General features: G+C 63.3%; 16 protein-coding genes. 10 read left to right on the plus strand and 6 right to left on the minus strand.

Going from position 1 to position 18909, the window contains the following annotated elements; genetic code table 11:
* Positions 1-3: 3 nt before the first annotated feature.
* From PCS43_RS13225 to PCS43_RS13255, 7 genes are all read left to right on the plus strand, one after another.
* Entirely contained in the window at positions 4-1212 is a 1209-nt protein-coding gene (locus tag PCS43_RS13225; protein ID WP_209911044.1) for a DegT/DnrJ/EryC1/StrS family aminotransferase, read from the plus strand.
* 1 nt (position 1213) lies between these two features.
* A complete protein-coding gene (locus PCS43_RS13230) occupies positions 1214-2068 on the plus strand; it encodes an SDR family NAD(P)-dependent oxidoreductase (RefSeq protein WP_209911050.1) in 855 nt (284 codons plus the stop codon).
* Positions 2065-3195, plus strand: a complete 1131-nt coding sequence (locus PCS43_RS13235) for a steroid 3-ketoacyl-CoA thiolase (RefSeq protein ID WP_064443016.1) — start codon at positions 2065-2067, stop codon at positions 3193-3195. The genes PCS43_RS13230 and PCS43_RS13235 overlap by 4 nt, the downstream gene beginning before the upstream one ends.
* 27 nt (positions 3196-3222) lie before the next feature.
* Positions 3223-5433, plus strand: a complete 2211-nt coding sequence (locus PCS43_RS13240; protein ID WP_209911053.1) for an acyl-CoA dehydrogenase — start codon at positions 3223-3225, stop codon at positions 5431-5433.
* Positions 5434-5450: 17 nt separating this feature from the next.
* On the plus strand, positions 5451-6656 hold the full coding sequence (locus PCS43_RS13245; RefSeq protein WP_058038230.1) for an acyl-CoA dehydrogenase family protein: 1206 nt from the start codon (positions 5451-5453) through the stop codon (positions 6654-6656).
* 1 nt (position 6657) lies between these two features.
* Positions 6658-7785 carry an acyl-CoA dehydrogenase family protein gene (locus PCS43_RS13250; protein WP_064443018.1) on the plus strand — a complete coding sequence of 376 codons (1128 nt, stop codon included), beginning with the start codon at positions 6658-6660 and terminating at the stop codon, positions 7783-7785.
* 66 nt (positions 7786-7851) lie between these two features.
* Positions 7852-9015, plus strand: a complete 1164-nt coding sequence (locus PCS43_RS13255) for a low temperature requirement protein A (RefSeq protein WP_047271595.1) — start codon at positions 7852-7854, stop codon at positions 9013-9015.
* Positions 9016-9019: 4 nt separating this feature from the next.
* Here the strand turns inward: PCS43_RS13255 and PCS43_RS13260 are convergent, their stop codons facing one another.
* The 4 genes from PCS43_RS13260 to PCS43_RS13275 are packed head-to-tail and all read right to left on the minus strand — an operon-like array spanning position 9020 to position 13706.
* Positions 9020-10720 (minus strand): vWA domain-containing protein, encoded by a 1701-nt coding sequence (locus PCS43_RS13260; RefSeq protein WP_209911056.1) that lies wholly within the window; start codon positions 10718-10720, stop codon positions 9020-9022.
* A gap of 59 nt (positions 10721-10779) precedes the next feature.
* Positions 10780-11493, minus strand: a complete 714-nt coding sequence (locus PCS43_RS13265; protein ID WP_209911059.1) for a type 1 glutamine amidotransferase — start codon at positions 11491-11493, stop codon at positions 10780-10782.
* A complete protein-coding gene (locus PCS43_RS13270; protein ID WP_003943457.1) occupies positions 11486-12739 on the minus strand; it encodes a Mur ligase family protein in 1254 nt (417 codons plus the stop codon). Before PCS43_RS13270 ends, PCS43_RS13265 begins: the two co-directional genes overlap by 8 nt.
* A gap of 25 nt (positions 12740-12764) precedes the next feature.
* Positions 12765-13706, minus strand: a complete 942-nt coding sequence (locus tag PCS43_RS13275; RefSeq protein ID WP_003943484.1) for an EamA family transporter — start codon at positions 13704-13706, stop codon at positions 12765-12767.
* An 89-nt stretch (positions 13707-13795) separates the two neighbouring features.
* Here PCS43_RS13275 and PCS43_RS13280 point away from each other — a divergent pair, with 89 nt between their 5' ends.
* The gene (locus PCS43_RS13280; protein ID WP_003943476.1) at positions 13796-14689 is read left to right on the plus strand and encodes a LysR family transcriptional regulator; all 894 of its coding nucleotides are present in this window, start codon (positions 13796-13798) and stop codon (positions 14687-14689) included.
* 179 nt (positions 14690-14868) lie between these two features.
* Here PCS43_RS13280 and PCS43_RS13285 read toward each other — a convergent pair whose 3' ends face one another.
* Positions 14869-15246 (minus strand): SHOCT domain-containing protein, encoded by a 378-nt coding sequence (locus PCS43_RS13285; RefSeq protein ID WP_003943489.1) that lies wholly within the window; start codon positions 15244-15246, stop codon positions 14869-14871.
* Between the two features lie 240 nt (positions 15247-15486).
* The gene (gene leuA / locus PCS43_RS13290; RefSeq protein ID WP_003943488.1) at positions 15487-17295 is read right to left on the minus strand and encodes a 2-isopropylmalate synthase; all 1809 of its coding nucleotides are present in this window, start codon (positions 17293-17295) and stop codon (positions 15487-15489) included.
* A gap of 270 nt (positions 17296-17565) precedes the next feature.
* Between leuA and PCS43_RS13295 the strand changes: the two genes are divergently transcribed.
* Positions 17566-17931 carry a hypothetical protein gene (locus PCS43_RS13295; protein WP_003943492.1) on the plus strand — a complete coding sequence of 122 codons (366 nt, stop codon included), beginning with the start codon at positions 17566-17568 and terminating at the stop codon, positions 17929-17931.
* Positions 17931-18884 (plus strand): hypothetical protein, encoded by a 954-nt coding sequence (locus PCS43_RS13300; protein ID WP_007731502.1) that lies wholly within the window; start codon positions 17931-17933, stop codon positions 18882-18884. The genes PCS43_RS13295 and PCS43_RS13300 overlap by 1 nt, the downstream gene beginning before the upstream one ends.
* The last annotated feature ends 25 nt before the right edge of the window (positions 18885-18909 follow it).

An 18909-nucleotide genomic window follows, 5' to 3' on the forward strand; every position in this document is an offset into this window, starting at 1 on the left:
AAGATGAGCGAGCGGATCACCTACGCCAGGGCCACCCACGGCGAGGAAGAAATACAGGCTGTTGTCGACGTCTTGCGCAGCGGGCATCAAGGATTGCGCATCGGCAAGAACGTCTTCGAGATGGAAGAACGTATCGCGGCCTTGGCCGGCAAGAAGTTCGGCGTCATGTGCAACTCGGGATCCTCGGGTTTGTACTTGGCAGTCGAGCTGCTTGGACTGCCTGCGGGAAGCGAGATCATCACGTCGCCGTTGACGTTCTCCACCGATATCGCACCGATCGTGCGTGCCGGTCTGGTGCCGGTGTTCGTGGACGTGGAACCCAACACGTTCAACGTCGACGTCACCAAGATCGAGGCAATGGTCACCGAGAAGACCGGTGCCATCCTGATGCCGAACCTCGCCGGCAACTGCCCGGACTGGGACGTCATTCGTGATATCGCTGATCGCCATGGACTCAAGGTGATCGAGGATTCGTGTGACGCGATCGGCGCCACGCTCCGCGGTACTCCCACCGGGTCTCGGGCGGACATCGTCGTCACCAGTTTCTCGATGGCACACATCATCACGTGCGCGGGAACCGGTGGAATGGTGTGCGTCGACGACGAAGCCAGCCGTGACAAGGCTTTGCTGCTTCGCCGCTGGGGCCGTCGTAGCGAGCCGAACCTGTTCGGCAGTACCAAGTCCGGCCGAGTCTTCCGTGAAGAACTCGACGGCGTCGACTACGACAACGACTTCATCTTCGAGCTCATGTCGTGGAACTTCGAGCCCTCCGAACTCGGCGCAGCTTACGGCGTCGTGCAGCTCGACAAGCTGGAACAGAACTACAAGACGCGTAAGGCCACATTTGCGGCCTTCACGACGGCATACGGCGCCCACCCCGAATTCTTCACGACGCCGGTAGAACTCGACGGTCTCGACACGGCGTGGCTGTGTTACCCGGTGATGATCAAGGAGAACGCCCCCTTCACGCGCAGCGACCTGCAGGAAGCCATCGAGGCCGACGGTATCGACACACGAACTGTGTGGAGCGGCAACGTCACTCGTCACCCGATGATGAACAACATCGAGTTCCGTCAGCCGGCCGAAGGATTGCCGGAAGCCGACGCGGTTTTCGCCCGAGGAATGACACTCGGCATGAGTCACGGCCTGCGTGAAGACGAAGTTGCACGGATTGCGGAGAGCATCAATCGCTTCGCCTCGAAGTTCAAATAGCATGACGAGGCGCTTTGACGGCCGCCGAGCGCTTGTCACCGGTTCCAGTCGCGGAATCGGTGCGGGCGTCGCGGAGCGACTGGCAGCCGAGGGTGCCGACGTCGCCCTCGTGGCTCGGACGCTCGGCACGCATGCAACCCTGCCCGGCAGTCTCGAAGAGACTGCGGCTCGAATTGCCAAGTACGGAACCAAAGTCGAGATAGTTGTCGCAGATCTGACGGACGAGCAGCAGCGCGACACCGTTGTGCCGCTGGCGATCGAGAAGCTTGGCGGGACTATAGACATCCTGGTGAACAACGCGGCAGCGGCGATCTATCAGCCGCTCTCGGATTACCCACTGCGGCGGCGACGGTTGATGTTCGAGGCAAATGTCCATGCACCGCTCGATCTGATGCAAGCCGTGGTGCCGGGGATGGTGGCAAACGGATACGGCTGGATCGTGAACGTGTCCAGTGGCACCGTCAAACCGTGGCATGGCCCGCCGTTCACGTGGGTCGAACCGGGAACTGCCATGACCGTGTACGGCGCGTCCAAAGCAGCGCTCAACAGGATGAGCAACGGCATGGGCGTGGAGCTTTACGGCCAGGGGGTTCGCGTCAACACGGTTCAACCGCGGGCAGCGGTGCTCAGTGAGGGCGCCAGGGTCCTGGTCGGTGAGACTATCCGGCCGGATCAGGTCGAATCTATGGAAGAAATGGTGGAAGCGGTCACAGCGCTGTGTGATTGCGACACCGAGTTCACCGCGCTCTCGAGCGTCAGCTTGGACCTGATCGACGAGTGGTCCCTTACCGTGCGTGGTCTGGACGGAACGGCATTACCGGAGAACCCGGCATTACGAACCGAGGAGTTGGCATGAAGCCCGTCATCGTGGACGCAGCACGAACGCCGTTCGGCAAGCGTGAGGGTTGGCTGTCCGGAGTCCACGCGGCGGAACTGTTGGGTTATGCGCAGAAAGGCGTGCTGGATCGGGTGGGCGTGGATCCTGACGCGGTCGACCAGGTCATCGGCGGCTGTGTGACGCCTCTCGGTGAGCAGTTCGGAAACATCGTGCGTACGTCCTGGATGCATGCGGGCCTTCCGTTGAAAGCGGGCTGCACCACGATCGACGCGCAGTGCGGAACCGCGCAGCAATCGGTGCAGTTGATTGCCGGGCAGATTGCCATCGGTGCAGTCGACGTGGGTGTGGCGTGCGGTGTGGAACTGATGTCGCGGGCACCACTCACCTACAAGGTGGGTACCGGCCTCGGAACACCACGTCCGGAGTCGTGGTCACTCGATACCGTCGACCAGTACACCGCAGCCGATCGGATTGCTGTCAAGCGCGGTTTCAGCCGCGAGGATCTCGACTCCTTCGGGCTGCGCTCGCAGCAGCGAGCCGCAGCAGCATGGGAGGCAGGACGCTTCGACTCGCACATCATCGATGTGGTCGCTCCGGGCTCTGACGCTCCGGTTCATCGGGATCAGGGTCTGCGCGAATCGAGTCTCGAAGGACTCGCGAAACTGCGGACCGTTCAAGAGGGCGGATTGCACACCGCTGGAACGTCTTCGCAGGTCTCGGACGGTGCGAGTGCCGCTCTGCTGATGTCCGAGGATCGAGCCAGGATGTTCGGGGTGCGGCCGCGGGCAAAGATATTGGCGCAGTGCGTCATCGGCGGAGACATCGAGTACATGCTCGACGGTCCCGTGGACGCGGCAAACATCGTGCTCGGCCGCACCGGTCTGACGATCGACGACATCGATCTGTTCGAGGTCAACGAGGCATTTGCTTCGGTACCGATGTCGTTCGCGCAGGTTCACGGCGTCGATCCCGAATTGCTGAACGTCAACGGTGGTGCAATCGCGCTGGGCCACCCGGCCGGTGCAACCGGAATCAGACTGTTGGCCAATGCCATCGACGAACTGGAGCGCCGGGACAAGTCCATCGCGCTGATCGCGATCTGCGCGTCCGCCGCAACCACCTGCCTGATTCTCGAACGCATCTGACAAGAACCGAAGATTGAGGAACCTGCCATGGCACTGCCCCTGCTCGAAGATCACCGTGACCTGGCGGAAGCGGTAGCCGCATTCGCGAACCGCTTCGGTGGAATCGCCGACACGCGGAGCAACGTCAAGCGGTACGCCGCCGGTGATCGGCCGGACTCGTGGGATGGATTGGTCCGTCAGGGACTGCACGCAGTGCACCTGCCGGAGCAGTACGGCGGTGACGGGGCAGGGCTTGCCGAACTGGCGGTGGTAGTCGAGCAATTGGGTGATGCGCTTTACCCGGGACCGTACGTTCCGACGGTCATCGCCAGTGGGATCCTCGCGAAAGCTGCCGGCCCGGCTGCGGAATCAATGCTGATCGAATTGGCCACCGGCGCAACCGGAGCAGTCTGCACCGGCGTGGGATTGCGCGCGGCTCGCAGCGATGCAGGGTGGACCGTGAGCGGTTCTGCCGACCCGGCTCTAGGTCTACCCGGAGCCGATGTCGTTCTCGTGCAAGCGAACAGCGAAGACGGCGAGTTGTGGTTCCGGCTCGAGCAGTCGTCTTCCGCTGCGGTGGAGGTCGAAGACGGAGTGGATCTGACACGCTCGATCGGGACGCTGACGTTGACCGATCACAAGGTCGACGCTGGGCTGATCGTCGAGGGTCTCCAGGCGCACCGAGTCGAACTGATCGTCAACACGGTGTTGGCTGCGGAGGCGAGCGGTATCGCCGGGTGGGCGCTACGCACCGCGGTCGACTACGTGAAGTCCCGGCAGCAGTTCGGCCGTCCGGTCGGAAGCTTCCAGGCAGTTCAGCACAAGGCGGCCATGATGCTGGTCCGCTCCGAGATTGCCTGTGCCGCAGCGTGGGACGCAGCTCGGTCCGAAGAGCACGGCGAGGATCAGCAGAGACTTGTCTCGGCTCAAGCTGCGTTGGCCGCTTTGCCCGTCGGCATCGAGAACGCCCTCGAATGTGTCACGTTGCTCGGCGGAATCGGATTCACTTGGGAGCATGACGCGCATCTGTACTGGCGCCGGGCAATCAGTATCGCTGCGGTGGCGGGTTCCGAGGTGAAGTGGGCACACACGTTGGGAGACCGGTCCGCCGATTCGGAACGGGATTTCTCCTTTGTAGACCCGGACATGCTGCCTGAACTACGAGAGCAGGTTCGCAGGGTTCTGGACGAGGTTGCGCTGCTGCCCGACGACGGAACCACCAGCGCCAGTTGGGCGCCGGCCAAGGGGAGCGCTCGACGCGCCCGATTTGCCGACGCCAAACTGGTAGCCCCGCACTATCGGGCGCCGTACGGGCTGGGAGCAGGACCGAGAGAACAGGCCGTCATCGCACACGAATTCGCGATGCGAGGTTGGGCTCAACCGTCCACGGTGATCGGGGAATGGGTGCTGCCCACGATTCTCGAACACGGCAACGCCGAGCAGCAGGACAGGTTCGTCGAGCCTTCGCTGCGCGCCGACATCATCTGGTGCCAGCTGTTCAGTGAGCCGGGCGCGGGATCAGACCTGGCCGGTCTGAGCACGAAAGCGCGCAAGGTCGACGGTGGCTGGGTCCTGTCGGGTCAGAAAGTGTGGAACTCGGGCGCGCACGAGGCCGATTGGGGAGTATGCCTGGCGCGTTCCGACGCCGACGCTCCGAAACATCGTGGGCTGTCGTACTTCCTGGTCGACATGACCTCGAAAGGTATCGACGTACGTCCGCTGAAACAAGCCACCGGTAAGTCGGAGTTCAACGAGGTATTCCTCGACGACGTCTTCGTCCCGGACGACTGCCTGGTGGCGGAGCCGGGGCAAGGGTGGAAGCTTGCTGCGACAACGCTGTCCAACGAACGCCTGAGTATGGGCAGCACGCTGCACCACGGTTCGAGTCGGCTGTTCCGTCAGGTTATCGCCGACGCGAGCCACGACTGCCCTCGCGAAGACACAGTGGAGGGCCTCGGCCGCAGTATCTCTCGTGAGTTGGCACTGTCCGCGATGAATCTACGCGGGGTGTCGGCGCGACTGGCGGGTCAGGAACCGGGCGCCGAGATCAGCGTGTCGAAGGTGTACAACGCCCTGGCGCAGCGTGAGGGCTCGCGGGATCTGTTGCGACTGCTCGGACCTCGTGCCGCCGTTGTCGACCCGTCGGCGAATTACGCGATAGACCACATCGGACTTCCCTCGATTCTGTTCGGCGGCGGAACCGTCGAAATTCAACTCAACGTCATCGCGCAGCGCGTACTCGGCCTGCCGCGTTCGTAGATCTTAGGAGTTTCACCATGTACTTGGATTTGTCGGAGGAGTCGAAGACTCTGCGCAAGGAATTGCGGGCGTACTTCGCGGAGATCATCAACGACGAAGACCGCCGTGCTCTCGTGGATCAGACCGAAGGCGGCCCCGTCTTCGATCGCATTCTGCGCCGAATGGGTAAAGACGGTTGGCTGGGCTTGGGGTGGCCGGAGGAATTCGGCGGTCGGGGCGAGAACCCCGAAGCTCTGTACGTGTTCTACGACGAGGTGATTCGCGCCAATGCGCCGCTGTCGCTGGTCACGCTGAACACCGTCGGACCCGCTCTGATCAAGCACGGGACGCAAGCTCAGAAGGACTTCTTCCTGCGTCCGATCCTGGCGGGCGAGTTGATCTTTGCCATCGGCTACACCGAACCCAATGCGGGCACCGATCTCGCGGCCCTCGAAACACGCGCCCGCATCGAGGGTGACGAGCTTGTCATCAACGGCAACAAGATCTTCACCAGCGCCGGTGTGTTTGCCGACTGGGTCTGGCTTGCCGTTCGCACCGATCCCGACGCGCCTACGCATCAGGGCATTTCCGTGGTCCTGGTGCCGACCAATTCGCCGGGGTTCTCGGTCACCGAAATTCACACCGTGGGCGGAATCAGCACTTCGGCAACCTATTACGAAGATGTTCGGGTGCCGATCACCAATGTCGTCGGTGAGCTCAATCAAGGGTGGAAGCTCATCACCAACCAGCTCAACCACGAACGTGTTGCCCTGGCGGCACGCGGTGGTATAGCCAACGAGCTCTTTGCCGAGGTGGTCGAATGGGCAAAGACCGAACCCGCCGGTGACGGCCACGTCTACGACATCGGCTGGGTACGTGAGAAATTGGCGGAAGTCTACGCGCTGCTCAGTGCTGCCGACCTGATGAACCTACGACTGGTGGCGGACGTCGCCGCCAACACCTTGGGCGGCGGGGATTCGGCCGCGGCCAAGATCTTCGGTACCGAAGCCGTCGTTAGTGCGTACGGCATGCTGCAGGAAGTGCTGGGCGCCAAGGGCTTACTGCGCCCCGGCACACCCGGAGCGGTACTGGAAGGGCGGGTCGAGAACCTGGGTCGACGCGCACAGAACAACACCTTCGGCGGTGGAACCAACGAAGTGATGCGTGAAATTGTCGCCGCAAAATGTCTGGGCATGGCGCTTGCTGCGCGTCGCCGGCCCGCTGCACAGAACGAAAAGAGCTGACATGGAATTCGAATTCGACGACAACTTGTCCGCCGTGCGGGATCTGAGTGAATCGATCTTCTCGGCGAAGTCCGGAGTGGACCGACTGCGGGAAGTGGAGGGCGCCGGCGGTTTCGACGCCGAACTGTGGAAGCTCCTCGCCGATTCCGACGTTCTGGGAATTCCTCTGCCAGAGGAGGTCGGGGGAGCGGGACTCGGAATGCTAGGCCTGGCAGCGGTGCTCGAACAACAGGGCCGCCGGGTCGCCCAGGTGCCGCTCTGGTCGGTGATTTCGACGGCAGCGCTGCCGATTGCCGAGTTCGGCAGTAAGGAGCAGAAAGCGTCGTGGCTTCCGGGACTGCTCGACGGCTCGGTGATCGTCACCGGCGCCTTCGACACCGGCTACAACGCCGAGACGGCAGTTCGCGCCGAGCCGGCTCCTGACGGCTGGGTTCTGTCGGGCCACGTCGACTCCGTACCGGCCGCCGAGTTCGCTGCCGCACTGGTGGTTCCGGTGACGATGCCGGACGGCAGTGTCACCGTGATGATCGTGCCGACGGACCGGGACGCGCTGGTGCGTACACCGCTTGCGGTGACGAACCGCGAGAGCAACAGCGCTGTGCAGTTCGACGGGGTTGCGGTTACTGCAGCTGACGCACTTCCCGCGGACGGCGCGGTGGTTCGAGACTGGACGTTACGACGTGCGCGGGTCGCTCTGGCGGCCCTGGCTACCGGCGTCTGCGAGGAAGCGCTGGCGATGACGGCGAAATACACCTCCGAGCGAGTGCAATTCGGACGTCCACTCTCGACCAACCAGGCAGTTGCCGTCCGGGCCGCCGACGCGTACCTCGACACCGAGAGCACAAGATTGACCACCCACCGCGCTGCCTGGCTGATGGACAGCGGAGTCGAGAGTGAAGCGGAAGCGGCTGCGCTGGTCGCCAAATGGTGGGCGTCGCGCGGCGGTTTGCGCGTGGTGCACGCGACCCAGCACATGCACGGCGGAATCGGCGCGGATGTCGACTATCCGATTCACCGCTATTTCCTGTGGGGACGGCAGATCGCCTTCACTTTGGGGAGCGCGGGGGCGATAGGCGCCGAACTCGCCGATCAGTTGGAGATCCGAGCCCAGATCGGGGCGTCGGCGTGAATATCTGAGACGACAGGTTCCAGTCACGGGCAGCGCGTCGGCAATCATCGCGCTACTCTGCCCTTCGTGAATCGCACTAGTTCGTTCATCAGGCCGTTGGTTCCGCGGGACCCGCACGAGCCGCACCGGGTGGCGACGCCGCTCGAACTGCTCACCGACCTCTGCTTCGTCGTGGCGGTCGCTCAAGCGGCCACCGGTCTGCACCACGCGATCAGCGAAGGGCATGCGGCTTCGGGCGTCGGGCACTTCGCGATGGCTTTCTTCGCGATCTGGTGGACGTGGCTGAATTTCACGTGGTTCACCTCGGCGTACGACAACGACGACGGAATCGCCAGGCTGCTGACCATATTCCAGATCCTCGGATCGCTGGTCCTTGCAGCCGGCATCGTCCGCTTCTTCAACGACGACGCCCTGCTGATCATCGTCGGCTACGTCATCATGCGAATAGCACTGGTCATCCAATGGCTCAGGGTCTCGCGGAACGACCCCGAGCATGCGCTCACGGCGCGTCGATACGCTCTCGGAATCGTGTTGGTCCAGATCGGTTGGATCGGTTTCTACTTCGTGCCGTCCGCCGTTTACGTCCCGACGTTCCTGGTGTTGGTTCTGTGCGAATTCGCGGTACCGATCTGGTCGGAGAAGCCGGGCATGACGCCGTGGCACCCGCATCACATCGCGGAGCGGTACTCGTTGTTCTTCATCATCGTTCTGGGCGAGACGATCCTTTCGACCACCATCGCGATTCAGGACGCCGTGGACGGTGAGCATCCGGCAGCGCAGGTCACCTACGTCGTGATCGGCGGCATTCTGATTGTCTTCAGCCTGTGGTGGTTGTACTTCCAACGCAATGCAGGCGAAGTGATCGGCGGTGACAACGTCTCACCCTTCGTCTGGGGGTTCGGTCACTACTTCATCTTCGCCGCCGCTGCCGCCATCGGTGCGGGGTTGGCCTCGCGCGTCGACTTCTGGACTCATCACGGTGACGGCAGCGCGTTGGTGACGGGTGCTGCCGTCACCGTTCCGGTCGCGGTCATCCTTGCCGCCTTGTGGTTCATCCACATTCGACTACACGACTCCTCGGTACGCACCCTCGTGCCGTTCTCGGTCGCGATAGTCGTCGTGCTCGGTGGTACCTACACCGCGGTGCCCGAACTGGTCGCGGGACTGGCCTGCGCCGCGCTGTTGGCCGTGGAACTGATTCTGACCGAGGGCAAATCCGAAACCGTCTGAGCGCTCATTCGGCGGCAAGGAATATCGCCTTGGTGACGGCGACGGTTTCCAGTGGTCCCTTCGACGGTCCGACCAGCACGGTCCACCGATCTTCGGAACGATCGATCGGATAGGTGTTTTCGGCCCACACGATGGGGGTATCCGCCCCTTGCCCTCGGCAGGAGTAGGCGCCCGCCAGACGGGGGTCGGATTCGGTAGATGGCCACGAACCGCCGTGTCGGACGCGGCAGAGAAGACCGTTCTCGAGTTCGAGCCCGAAGGGAGTCGGGTCGGCGGGCGGCGGATAGGCCTCGACGCCGTCGACACCCCGAGCGGTGATCAGTTCTGTTCCCCAGGGAAATTGCAGGCAGAGAATCGAATCGGGCTCCGGACCGGGCCAACACGCGTCCGCCCCGTCTGCGGTGCTTCCGCAGGTGATGACTCCCGGCGTGACAGCCGACTGTGATGCTGCGTAGCACTCGCTGATCTTCATGGCCGGCGTTTGGACGCTCCAACCGGATTTGGGTTTGCCGGAACCGTCGACGGCAACAAGATTCACGATCTCGGTCGGGGTACCGCCTGCCGATGATCCCGCAGTCGCAGGCAAGCATCGGCAGAGGACTATGCGGGTGATCGTTCCCTCATCCGCCTTCTTGCCTTCGGGTGTGAAGGTGATGCGATAGCCGGTTCCCGCTTCGGTGTCGGCCGGAAAGACTGCGACCGATTCCCCGTCGGAATTGGTTGTGGCAGTGAAGGGACCGTAAAGTTCGGCGGCACGCTGCATCTTCTGGCCGACGGTCAGTCCGTCCAGTGTGGCAGCGCCGGTCCGGGGCGCGATTTCGACGAGAACGCCGTCGGTGAAGGTCAATTCGCAGTCCTGCCACTGGACGACCACTGTTCCGGTCTTCGATACCGGCGCAAGGTCGCCGGCGGCTTTCCGCGTTTCCTCCTCCGTCATGCCGATCCGAAGGTTGCGGAAGCCGCTGGTGGAGAGTCGCTCCCGTGCGGATTCGGGATCCGAGGCAACCGCCAGCCGTGCGGTGAGTTGCGCCGCGTTGGCAGCGTCGATCGCCATGCCCCCGGTTGCGTCGGCGATGCACTTCAGCTGGGCGGACGCAGCGGCGTCGAGCTTGAATCCGATGGTGTGGATGGTCAGGTCAGGATCGTGGGGCATCGCTTCGGTGGACTCACACGGAGGTTCGGTCGAGCAGGTGTCCTCCCCGTCGGAGACGAGGATGATCGTGCGCTCACCATCGGCGGGGAGTGCGGCGGCGGCTTGTTGAAGCGCAGCCATGATCGGCGTGTATCCCGACGCGGACAACCCGTCGATTCCCGCTGCGAATGCATTTCGATCGAGTGGTCCGAGTGGCACGACGGTCTTGATGTCGCGGCAACCCGCGACCTTCTCGGCGTCGCTGCTACCCGTGGCGGTGTCGTACGCGATCAGACCGAGCGCAGCATCGTCTGGGAGGCCACTGACGAGAGTGTGAATCGCGTTCTTGGCGGCATCGATTCGAGGACCGGGAGCGTCGTCCTGCTTCATCGACCCCGAGGCATCCAGCACGATGACGGTAGGCGCCGTTGCGCTCACTTCTGAAGCTGGATCAGCAGTGACACTTACCTGCTGGGTCCCGCCTGCTTCTTCGGGCCCGCCACTGCCCTGCGTCGAACACCCGACGGCAATGATCGCAGTCGCCGCAATACAGATCGCCACACGAAGACGCATGGAACGAGGCTACGAGCTGACGTGGCCGGCCAACAGTCGTCCGAACGGACGACACCGGCTCAGCGAATCGCGAGTCGCTCCTTGCGGAGCTTGTCGACCTCGGGCAGATGCAGGGGTTCAAGCTCGTTCACACCCAAGGCGCGCATGAGCAGGAGGTCCGCGAGTTCGGGGTTGCGAGCCAGAGCGGGTCCGTGCATGTACGTCCCGATCACCGAACCCTGCACGACGCCTTCGAATCCGTCGCCGACGCCGTTTCCGACACCATGGGTGACACGTGCGAATCCAGAGGCTGAGCTACCCAGAGTTGTTCCGCCGCGGTGATTCTCGAAACCTGAGAGGGGCGCGGTGAGTCCGTCGATCAGCGGCTTCGTGATGACTTCGCCGATGGAACGCTTCTCCTGCGGCGAGGTTGTGACGTCGAGCATCGAGACACCGTCGACGCGTTCGCCGCTGGAGGTTTCGTACCAGTTGCCGAGCACCTGAATGGCAGCGCAGATCGCCAGAACCGGTGCGCCACGCTCGGCGGCGCGTTGCAGACCAGGGTATTTCGCGAGGTGACGCGTGGCGAGGCGCTGAGCGGAATCCTCGGCGCCACCCAACGTGTACACGTCGAGCGAATCGGGGACCGGATCGCTGAGGGTGATGTCCACGATTTCGGCGTCGTAGCCGCGCATCCGCAGACGCTGACGCAGGATCAGGGCATTGCCGCCGTCGCCGTAGGTGCCCATGACGTCGGGGAGTACCAGACCGATGTGAACTGTCGAGTCAGACATTGCGAGACTCCTTCGCGATGGCAGTGTTGAGGTCACGGAAGGCTGTGTAGTTCGCCAGTACCTCCACACGTCCGGGAGGGCAGGAAGCGATGGCGCGCAACGGGTCCGGGTCGAGAGTGTGCTCGACGCCCGCGTACGTGAGGCGAACTGCCAGATCTGTTCCGCGTTCACCGGCGGCCACTACCTTGACACCTTCGAAGTGCTCGAACTTCACGTCCCACAGCCAGGAGAGGTCCTCGCCGTCCGGCACCTGACCGTTCACCGCGATGACCAGACCGTCCACCGTGGGATCGATCATCGACAGCGCTTCCTGCCAGCCGGCGGGATTCTTCGCGAGCAGCATGTGAACGGAGTGCGGTCCGACCTCGACGGTGCTGTATCGACCCGCGACTTCTTGAACCGTCGACGCGGCAGCAACTGCCCCGACCGGATCTGCACCCAAAGCCGCTGCAGCCGCTACGGCCTGAGCTGCGTTGCCGCGGTTGGCTTTTCCGGGGAGGGTCAACGTCATCGGAATCTTCAGGCCGTCGGGGCCGTAGAGATTGTCGTCGTCGAGCCACCAGGTCGGCTCGGGCCGCGCGAAGTCGGAACCGGTACTGCGCCAGTGCTTTCCCTCCCACACGATGGGTTCGCCGGTGCGCGGGCAGCTGACGGAATCGCCGGCCCAACCGCCGCCGGCAGCAACCCACACGACGTTGGTGGCGTCGTATGCCACGGAGGTGACCAGTACGTCGTCGCAGTTGGCGACGATCACCGCATTTGGATGAGCATTGACGCAGGCGCGCAGCTTCCGCTCGATCATGTTGATCTCGCCGACCCGGTCGAGCTGATCGCGGCTGAGGTTGAGCAGCACGATCACTTCCGGGTTCACGGCGTCGGCTACGTGGGGGACGTGCAGTTCGTCGACCTCGAGTGCCGCCAGCGTCGCATCGGTACGCGCGGCCAGGGCGGCCACGATCCCGGCATCCATGTTGGCGCCGTCGGCCTGCGTGGCGACGTCACCGAGTGTCGCGAGCGCTGCGGCGGTCATACGTGTGGTCGTCGACTTGCCGTTGGTGCCGGTGACCACGACGGTGCGCTTGCCGCGTCCGAGCTGAGTCATGAGCGTCGGGTCGATCTTGAGGGCGATCAGCCCGCCGATCATCGAACCCTTGCCGCGACCGGCCTTCTGCGATGCCCAAGATGCTGCTGCGGCAGCTCGCATGGCGAGCTTTCCGCGCGCTGTGATCGATAGTCCAGTTCCCACGGCCCGAGTTTGGCACAGGGCGTCGTCAGACGCCGAGTCGCGCCGGTGGTGAGGCTGCAGGTGTGTCCGAGAAAACAGTGTTCGCGGGCTTACGTCTCATCTGTGCGGCGCTCGCTCCGGCGATCACGATGACCGCCCCGACCAGTGACAACGGGCTCGGATCCTCGTGCAGGAACAGCCAGGACGCGCCGATTCCCACGACTGGCACCAGCAAGGAGAGCGGCGCCACCATGCCGGCGGGATAGCGGCCCATGAGCATCGTCCAGAGCCCGGATCCGGCGATGGTGCCGAGCAGAATGATGTAGGCCAGCCCGACCAGCGACGGCCAGGCGTCGGCGCTGAATGCGGTGCCGAGTGCGTGCCAGCCGACTGTGGGGCCTTCGACCACGGCTGACAGAGCGAGCATCGGTAACGGCGGGATGACACACATCCACAACATCAAGCGCATCGGTGCAGGCTCGCCGACGGTGTTTGCCGCAGCCAAGCGGCTGCCGAGATTGCCGAACGCCCAGGACAGGCCGCCGAGGAGTGTGAGGACGACGGGCAGCAGTGCCGCGTGGTGCGAGCGGTCCCAGCCGATCAAGGACATCCCGCCAACGGCGACGGCGATACCGGAGACCTGCCAGACGCTGAGCTTCTCGCGGAGCAGGAAAGCGCCGAGTAGGACGGTGAACGGTGCTGACGACTGCAGGACAAGTGATGCAAGGCCCGTCGGCATCCCCGAATGCATCGCCCAGAAGAGGAAGACGAACTGGCCGAATCCGAAACCGAATCCGTAGAGCAGCAGCCAGCGGAGCGGCACCTGTGGACGCGGCACGAAGATGACCACCGGAATCGCGATGATCAGAAACCGCAGCGCTGCGAAGAAGAACGGCGGGAAATGATCCAGGCCGACGCGAATGGCCAGGAAGTTCAGACCCCACAAGACGATCACGGTCAGGCCGAGGAGACGGTCGCGGGGAGTCATGCGTTAATCGTGAGCCTTACGAAGCATCAGAACAAGCGAATATAGATGCACTATCCATGTAGTTTTGCTACATGGATATTCGTCACCGTATGGATGCCACGCGCTTGCGAATCCTCCGCGAGCTCGCCGACCGAGGAACCGTCGGCGCTACTGCTCTCGCCCTCTCGATGACGCCTTCCGCCGTCTCGCAACAACTCAAGATCCTCGGACGAGAAGCGGGGGTCTCGCTCCTCGAACCGGACGGGCGCACGCTGCGCCTCACCGACGCGGGTCGAGCGCTGGTGCTTCGCGCCGACGACGTGGTGGCGGCGCTAGACCGGGCGGCGGACGAGATGGCGTCGTACCGAGGCTCGCCGCGGGGAAAGGTGCGAGTCGCGTTCTTTCCCTCCGGCGCGGCGCTCCTGCTGCCCGGTGTCCTGACGGCGCTGAAGAACTCGGACGTGGACATCGACGCCTACGACGTCGACAAACCGGCGTCCGCCGTCCCTGGACTGTTGGCCGATCACGATGTGATCCTCACCCACCGTGACGAACGCGGAGCCGAGACGTCGTTTCCCCGGGTCAGCGTGCAACCGCTGATGCGTGAACCGATCGATCTGGTGCTGCGGCCTGATCATCCACTCGCCGAGCAGGATTCGGTCCGGCTGGAACAATTGGCCGACGAGAACTGGATAAGCGTGCGCGGCGGGTTTCCGGTCGACGACGTTCTGCTGTCGGTTGCATCGGTAACCGGCGTCCAGCCTCGCGTCGCTCATCGGATAAACGATTTCCGCGTCATCGAAGAACTGGTGGCGGCGGGCCACGGCGTGGCTTTGATGCCGCGATACGCGATCACGCATCCCGGAGTGTCGAGGAAACCGGTGGCGGGAGTGCGCGCTGCACGAGTTTATGAATTGGCAACTCGGTTACACGCCAACCGCAGTCCGGCTATCGGAGTCGTGCTCGACGCCTTTCGTGACGTCGCGCGTGCTGTCGGTGAATGAAGGCCGTCGGTGAATGAAGGGCCGTTGGTGAATGAAGGGCCGTTGGTGAATGAACGGCTGTCGGTGAATGGGCAGCTGTTGGTGAATGAACACAAACGGGAGCGACACGATTAGTGTCGCTCCCGTTTCGGTAGTGCAATCCTCACGGTTTAGTGAGGGTCGCTTAGTGAGGGCCGGTATCAGGCGAGAGCCTTGGCCTTCAGTGCTGCGAATTCTTCTTCACTGATGGTGCCGGCGTCGAGAAGTGCCTTTGCATCTGCGATGGATTCGGCCGGGGACTTTCCGGCAACCTCACGGATGTAGCTGTCCTGTGCGTTCTTGACCTGCTGTGCAGCCTCGAGGGACCGCTGTGCCATTCCGTCACTGCGAACGATCAGGTAGACGAGCGAGGTGAGCAGCGGAATGAAGAACAGGAAGACGATCCAGATTGCCTTCACCCAGCCGGAGGTCTTGTGATCGCGGAACAGGTCGGTGATGATCGAGAAGAGCAGGATCAAGTACGCGATGAACGCGAAGCTGATGATGATCAGCCAGAGGAAGTCCCAAAAGGAATCCATTGTCGAGCTCCATTTCACAAGTCGGATTTGTCTGAGCTGACTATCTCACGCGCACGTGGCGTCTGCATCATCCTCGATGGGTGAATTCTTTTTGTTAACTTCGCTAACCGACTCTTTCGGGACCAATGTCATGCCGAATCGAAAACATCGACCGAAAATCTTCAGTGCTCTGAAAACGACCCTGGCCCCACCCGAAAATCGGGTGAGACCAGGGATTGTTCACGAGTCAGGAGCTGAGTGTCAGCTGGCGCGGTTTACTGCCGAGACCACAGCGCGCAGCGAGGCCGTCGTGATCGACGTGGCGATACCCACACCCCAGACGACGGTGCTCTGACCCTCCGGGCCCGTCACGGCGCACTCGACGTAGGCCGCGGCCTGGGCGTCGTCACCGGCGGACATCGCGTGCTCGGAGTAGTCGAGGACACGAACGTCGAAGTTGATGCTTCCCAGCGCGTCGACGAAGGCAGCGAGCGGGCCGTTGCCGGTTCCCGAGATCTCCTGCTCCTTGCCGTTCACCTTGACGATCGCGGTGATCGCATCGGTGCCGCCGTCCTCCTCGGACGCGGTGACCTTCTGCTTCATGCGCTCGAGCGGGGTGATGGGAGCGAGGTACTCCTCGTGGAAGACATCCCACATTTCCTTCGGCGAGACCTCGCCGCCCTCGCCGTCGGTGATCTTCTGGACCGACTGCGAGAACTCGACCTGCAGACGACGCGGCAGCACCAGACCGTGATCGGCCTTCATGATGTATGCGACGCCGCCCTTGCCGGACTGCGAGTTCACACGGATGACGGCCTCGTAGCTGCGGCCGACGTCCTTCGGGTCGATCGGCAGGTAGGGGACCTGCCAGAGAATGTCGTCGACGTCGGAGTTCTGGCTGTCGGCGTCGACCTTCATGGCGTCGAGGCCCTTGTTGATCGCGTCCTGGTGGCTGCCGGAGAACGCGGTGTAGACCAGGTCGCCGCCGTACGGATGACGCTCGTGGACGGGCAGCTGGTTGCAGTACTCGACCGTGCGACGGATCTCGTCGATGTTCGAGAAATCGATCTGCGGGTCGACGCCGCGCGTGAACATGTTCAGAGCGAGAGTGACCAGGCAGACGTTGCCGGTGCGCTCACCGTTGCCGAACAGGCAGCCTTCGATGCGGTCCGCGCCGGCCTGGTAGCCCAGCTCGGCTGCAGCGACACCCGTGCCGCGGTCGTTGTGGGGGTGCAGCGACAGGATGACCGAATCGCGGCGGGCCAGGTTGCGGTGCATCCACTCGATGGAGTCGGCATACACGTTGGGTGTCGCCATCTCGACGGTGGCGGGCAGGTTCAGGATGACCGGGTTGGCCGGCGTCGCACCCAGGGTTTCGGTGACGGCGTCACATACTTCCTTGGCGTACTCGAGCTCGGTGCCGGTGTAGGACTCGGGCGAGTATTCCCAGCGCCAGTTCGTGTCCGGGTACTTCTTCGACTCGGCGAGGACCAGTTCGGCGGCGTCGGTGGCGATCTTCTTGATCGTGTCCTTGTCGGCGCGGAACACGACGCGGCGCTGCAGAATCGAGGTGGAGTTGTAGAAGTGCACGATCGCGTTCTCGGCACCTTCACAGGCCTCGAACGTGCGCTTGATCAGCTCGGGACGCGACTGCGTCAGCACCTGGATGGTGACGTCGGACGGGATGGCGCCGTCCTCGATGATCTCGCGAACGAAATCGAAGTCCGTCTGGCTCGCGGACGGGAAGCCGACCTCGATCTCCTTGTAGCCCATACGAACCAGGAGATCGAACATACGACGCTTGCGCGCCGGGCTCATCGGATCGATCAGCGCCTGGTTGCCGTCGCGCAGGTCAACGGCACACCACTGGGGTGCTCGGTCGATGATCTTGTCCGGCCAGGTGCGGTCGGGCAGCGTGACCGTCTCGACCTCTTCGGCGAACGGGCGGTAGCGGAACGTCGGCATCGACGAGTTCTTCTGCGTGTTCCACGCAGGCTGGTCGGACGGTGCCGGCTTCGTGGGCGGGGTGATGGTGCGAGTGCCGGTGGTGAATGCGTCAGCGGGGGACATGGGTGTGATCTCCAGGATTGTGGACCCGGCCTGTTGACCTGTTGGTCAAGACCATGAGTCCGGAAGGCTTGGTCGACCGGCGCACAAAAACCCCGCGGCGGGAGGCCAGTCTGGATCAGACCCCGTCGCGGCAACCAAGAAGGAGTGCGCGCTGCATGCACAGCACTCTACTCCTGGATTTCGCGAGAAATCGGTGGGGTTCGCCCTCATGTCCAATTTGTCGCCGAATTGTGCTGCCGTTTCGGCCCCGAAAATGGTGGACTGTCGTCCATGGATCCCCGAATCGCCGTGGCGAGCACGTACCTCGACGCGCTCCGCAGTCACGATGGCAGTTCCGTACCGCTGGCTCCGGACGCGGTACGCCACGAGGTCGGGCTCAAGACCGGATTTTCGGGGAATCATTTGCGGCGCAGCCTTTCCGGAGGTCCTCAGTATCGCGTGATCCGCGACATTCGTGAGGTGGAGTGGACGGTCGACGGGGACGACCTGACGGCTGACTACCTCCTCGACGCCGGGTTGTTCGGGCGGAACCTGATGACCGTTCGGGTTACCGAGACCTTCCGGATACCCGCTGACGATCACCGCATTCACCACATCACCGCGAAGATTCGACCGGCGCGCGCCAAGCACACGTGATGCGCTCGATCCGCTGGATCGTCTGTTCACTGCTGATCGTTCTCGCTGGTCTCGGTGCTGCCGGCTCGGTGCTCGCGCTGTTCGTCCACACCCAGGTGAACGACACCGACAGTTACGTCGAGACGGTTGCCCCGTTGGCTTCCGAACCTGCTGTCCAAGCGGCTGTCGTTGATCGGCTGACCGAGGAACTGACGCAGCGGTTGGACCGGTTTCCGCAGGTGGTGACGAGACAAGCCGAGAAACTTGTTCGGGAGGCGGCTCAGTCGTTGGTCTCCAGCGACCAGTTCGCGACGCTCTGGACCGCGGCCAACCGTCAGGCGCACGCGCAACTTGCTGCGATGGTGACCGGCAGAGCCACCGACGGCATCGTTCGGTCCGACGACAGCGGAACAGTCACCTTGTCCCTCGAGCCGATCATGACAGAACTGCGGACGAACCTCCGCGATCGCGGATTCACCGTCGTCGATCGTCTTCCGACGTTCGATCCGCAGTTCGAGATCCTGCAATCCGACGAGCTGGTGCGGGCCCAGGACCTCTCGAACACTCTCGACCGGGCAGCGGCCTGGCTGCCGTGGGTGTCGCTGGCCTGTGCGATCGCGGCCGTCGCAGTTGCGCCGAGGAGAATGCGCGCACTGTCCCTGGTCGGGCTGGCGACGGCGGTGGCGATGATCGCCCTGTTGGTGGCGCTGGCCGTCGTGCGGCGGGTCTATTTACAGAATTCAGACATACCGTCATCTGAGGCGGCAGTCGCGGTGTACGACGCGCTGGCAGTTTCGCTGGTCAGCAGTATCCGCGTGCTTCTCGCCTGCGGAGTTGCCGTCACGGTGGTCGGTTACGTTGCCGGTGGCTCGCGTTCTGCGACGTTGATGCGATCGCGGATCTCGCAACTGATCCCGCGCGGATCTGAGGCGAACAGCAGTACGCATCGGGAAGTCCCAGGACCACCTCGGTAAGCTCGACCTCTGGTATCTGTAAACA

Source organism: Rhodococcus sp. C-2, from assembly GCF_027854095.1.
Classification (GTDB): Bacteria; Actinomycetota; Actinomycetes; order Mycobacteriales; family Mycobacteriaceae; genus Rhodococcus_F; species Rhodococcus_F qingshengii.

Coding starts and splice junctions, on each gene's coding strand:
- PCS43_RS13245 (WP_058038230.1), top strand. CDS start 5,451: ATGTACTTGGATTTGTCGGAGGAGTCGAAGACTCTGCGCAAGGAATTG.
- PCS43_RS13295 (WP_003943492.1), top strand. CDS start 17,566: ATGGATCCCCGAATCGCCGTGGCGAGCACGTACCTCGACGCGCTCCGC.
- PCS43_RS13280 (WP_003943476.1), top strand. CDS start 13,796: ATGGATGCCACGCGCTTGCGAATCCTCCGCGAGCTCGCCGACCGAGGA.
- PCS43_RS13240 (WP_209911053.1), top strand. CDS start 3,223: ATGGCACTGCCCCTGCTCGAAGATCACCGTGACCTGGCGGAAGCGGTA.
- PCS43_RS13250 (WP_064443018.1), top strand. CDS start 6,658: ATGGAATTCGAATTCGACGACAACTTGTCCGCCGTGCGGGATCTGAGT.
- PCS43_RS13235 (WP_064443016.1), top strand. CDS start 2,065: ATGAAGCCCGTCATCGTGGACGCAGCACGAACGCCGTTCGGCAAGCGT.
- PCS43_RS13230 (WP_209911050.1), top strand. CDS start 1,214: ATGACGAGGCGCTTTGACGGCCGCCGAGCGCTTGTCACCGGTTCCAGT.
- PCS43_RS13265 (WP_209911059.1), bottom strand. CDS start 11,493: ATGTCTGACTCGACAGTTCACATCGGTCTGGTACTCCCCGACGTCATG.
- PCS43_RS13285 (WP_003943489.1), bottom strand. CDS start 15,246: ATGGATTCCTTTTGGGACTTCCTCTGGCTGATCATCATCAGCTTCGCG.
- PCS43_RS13275 (WP_003943484.1), bottom strand. CDS start 13,706: ATGACTCCCCGCGACCGTCTCCTCGGCCTGACCGTGATCGTCTTGTGG.
- PCS43_RS13225 (WP_209911044.1), top strand. CDS start 4: ATGAGCGAGCGGATCACCTACGCCAGGGCCACCCACGGCGAGGAAGAA.
- PCS43_RS13300 (WP_007731502.1), top strand. CDS start 17,931: ATGCGCTCGATCCGCTGGATCGTCTGTTCACTGCTGATCGTTCTCGCT.
- leuA (WP_003943488.1), bottom strand. CDS start 17,295: ATGTCCCCCGCTGACGCATTCACCACCGGCACTCGCACCATCACCCCG.
- PCS43_RS13260 (WP_209911056.1), bottom strand. CDS start 10,720: ATGCGTCTTCGTGTGGCGATCTGTATTGCGGCGACTGCGATCATTGCC.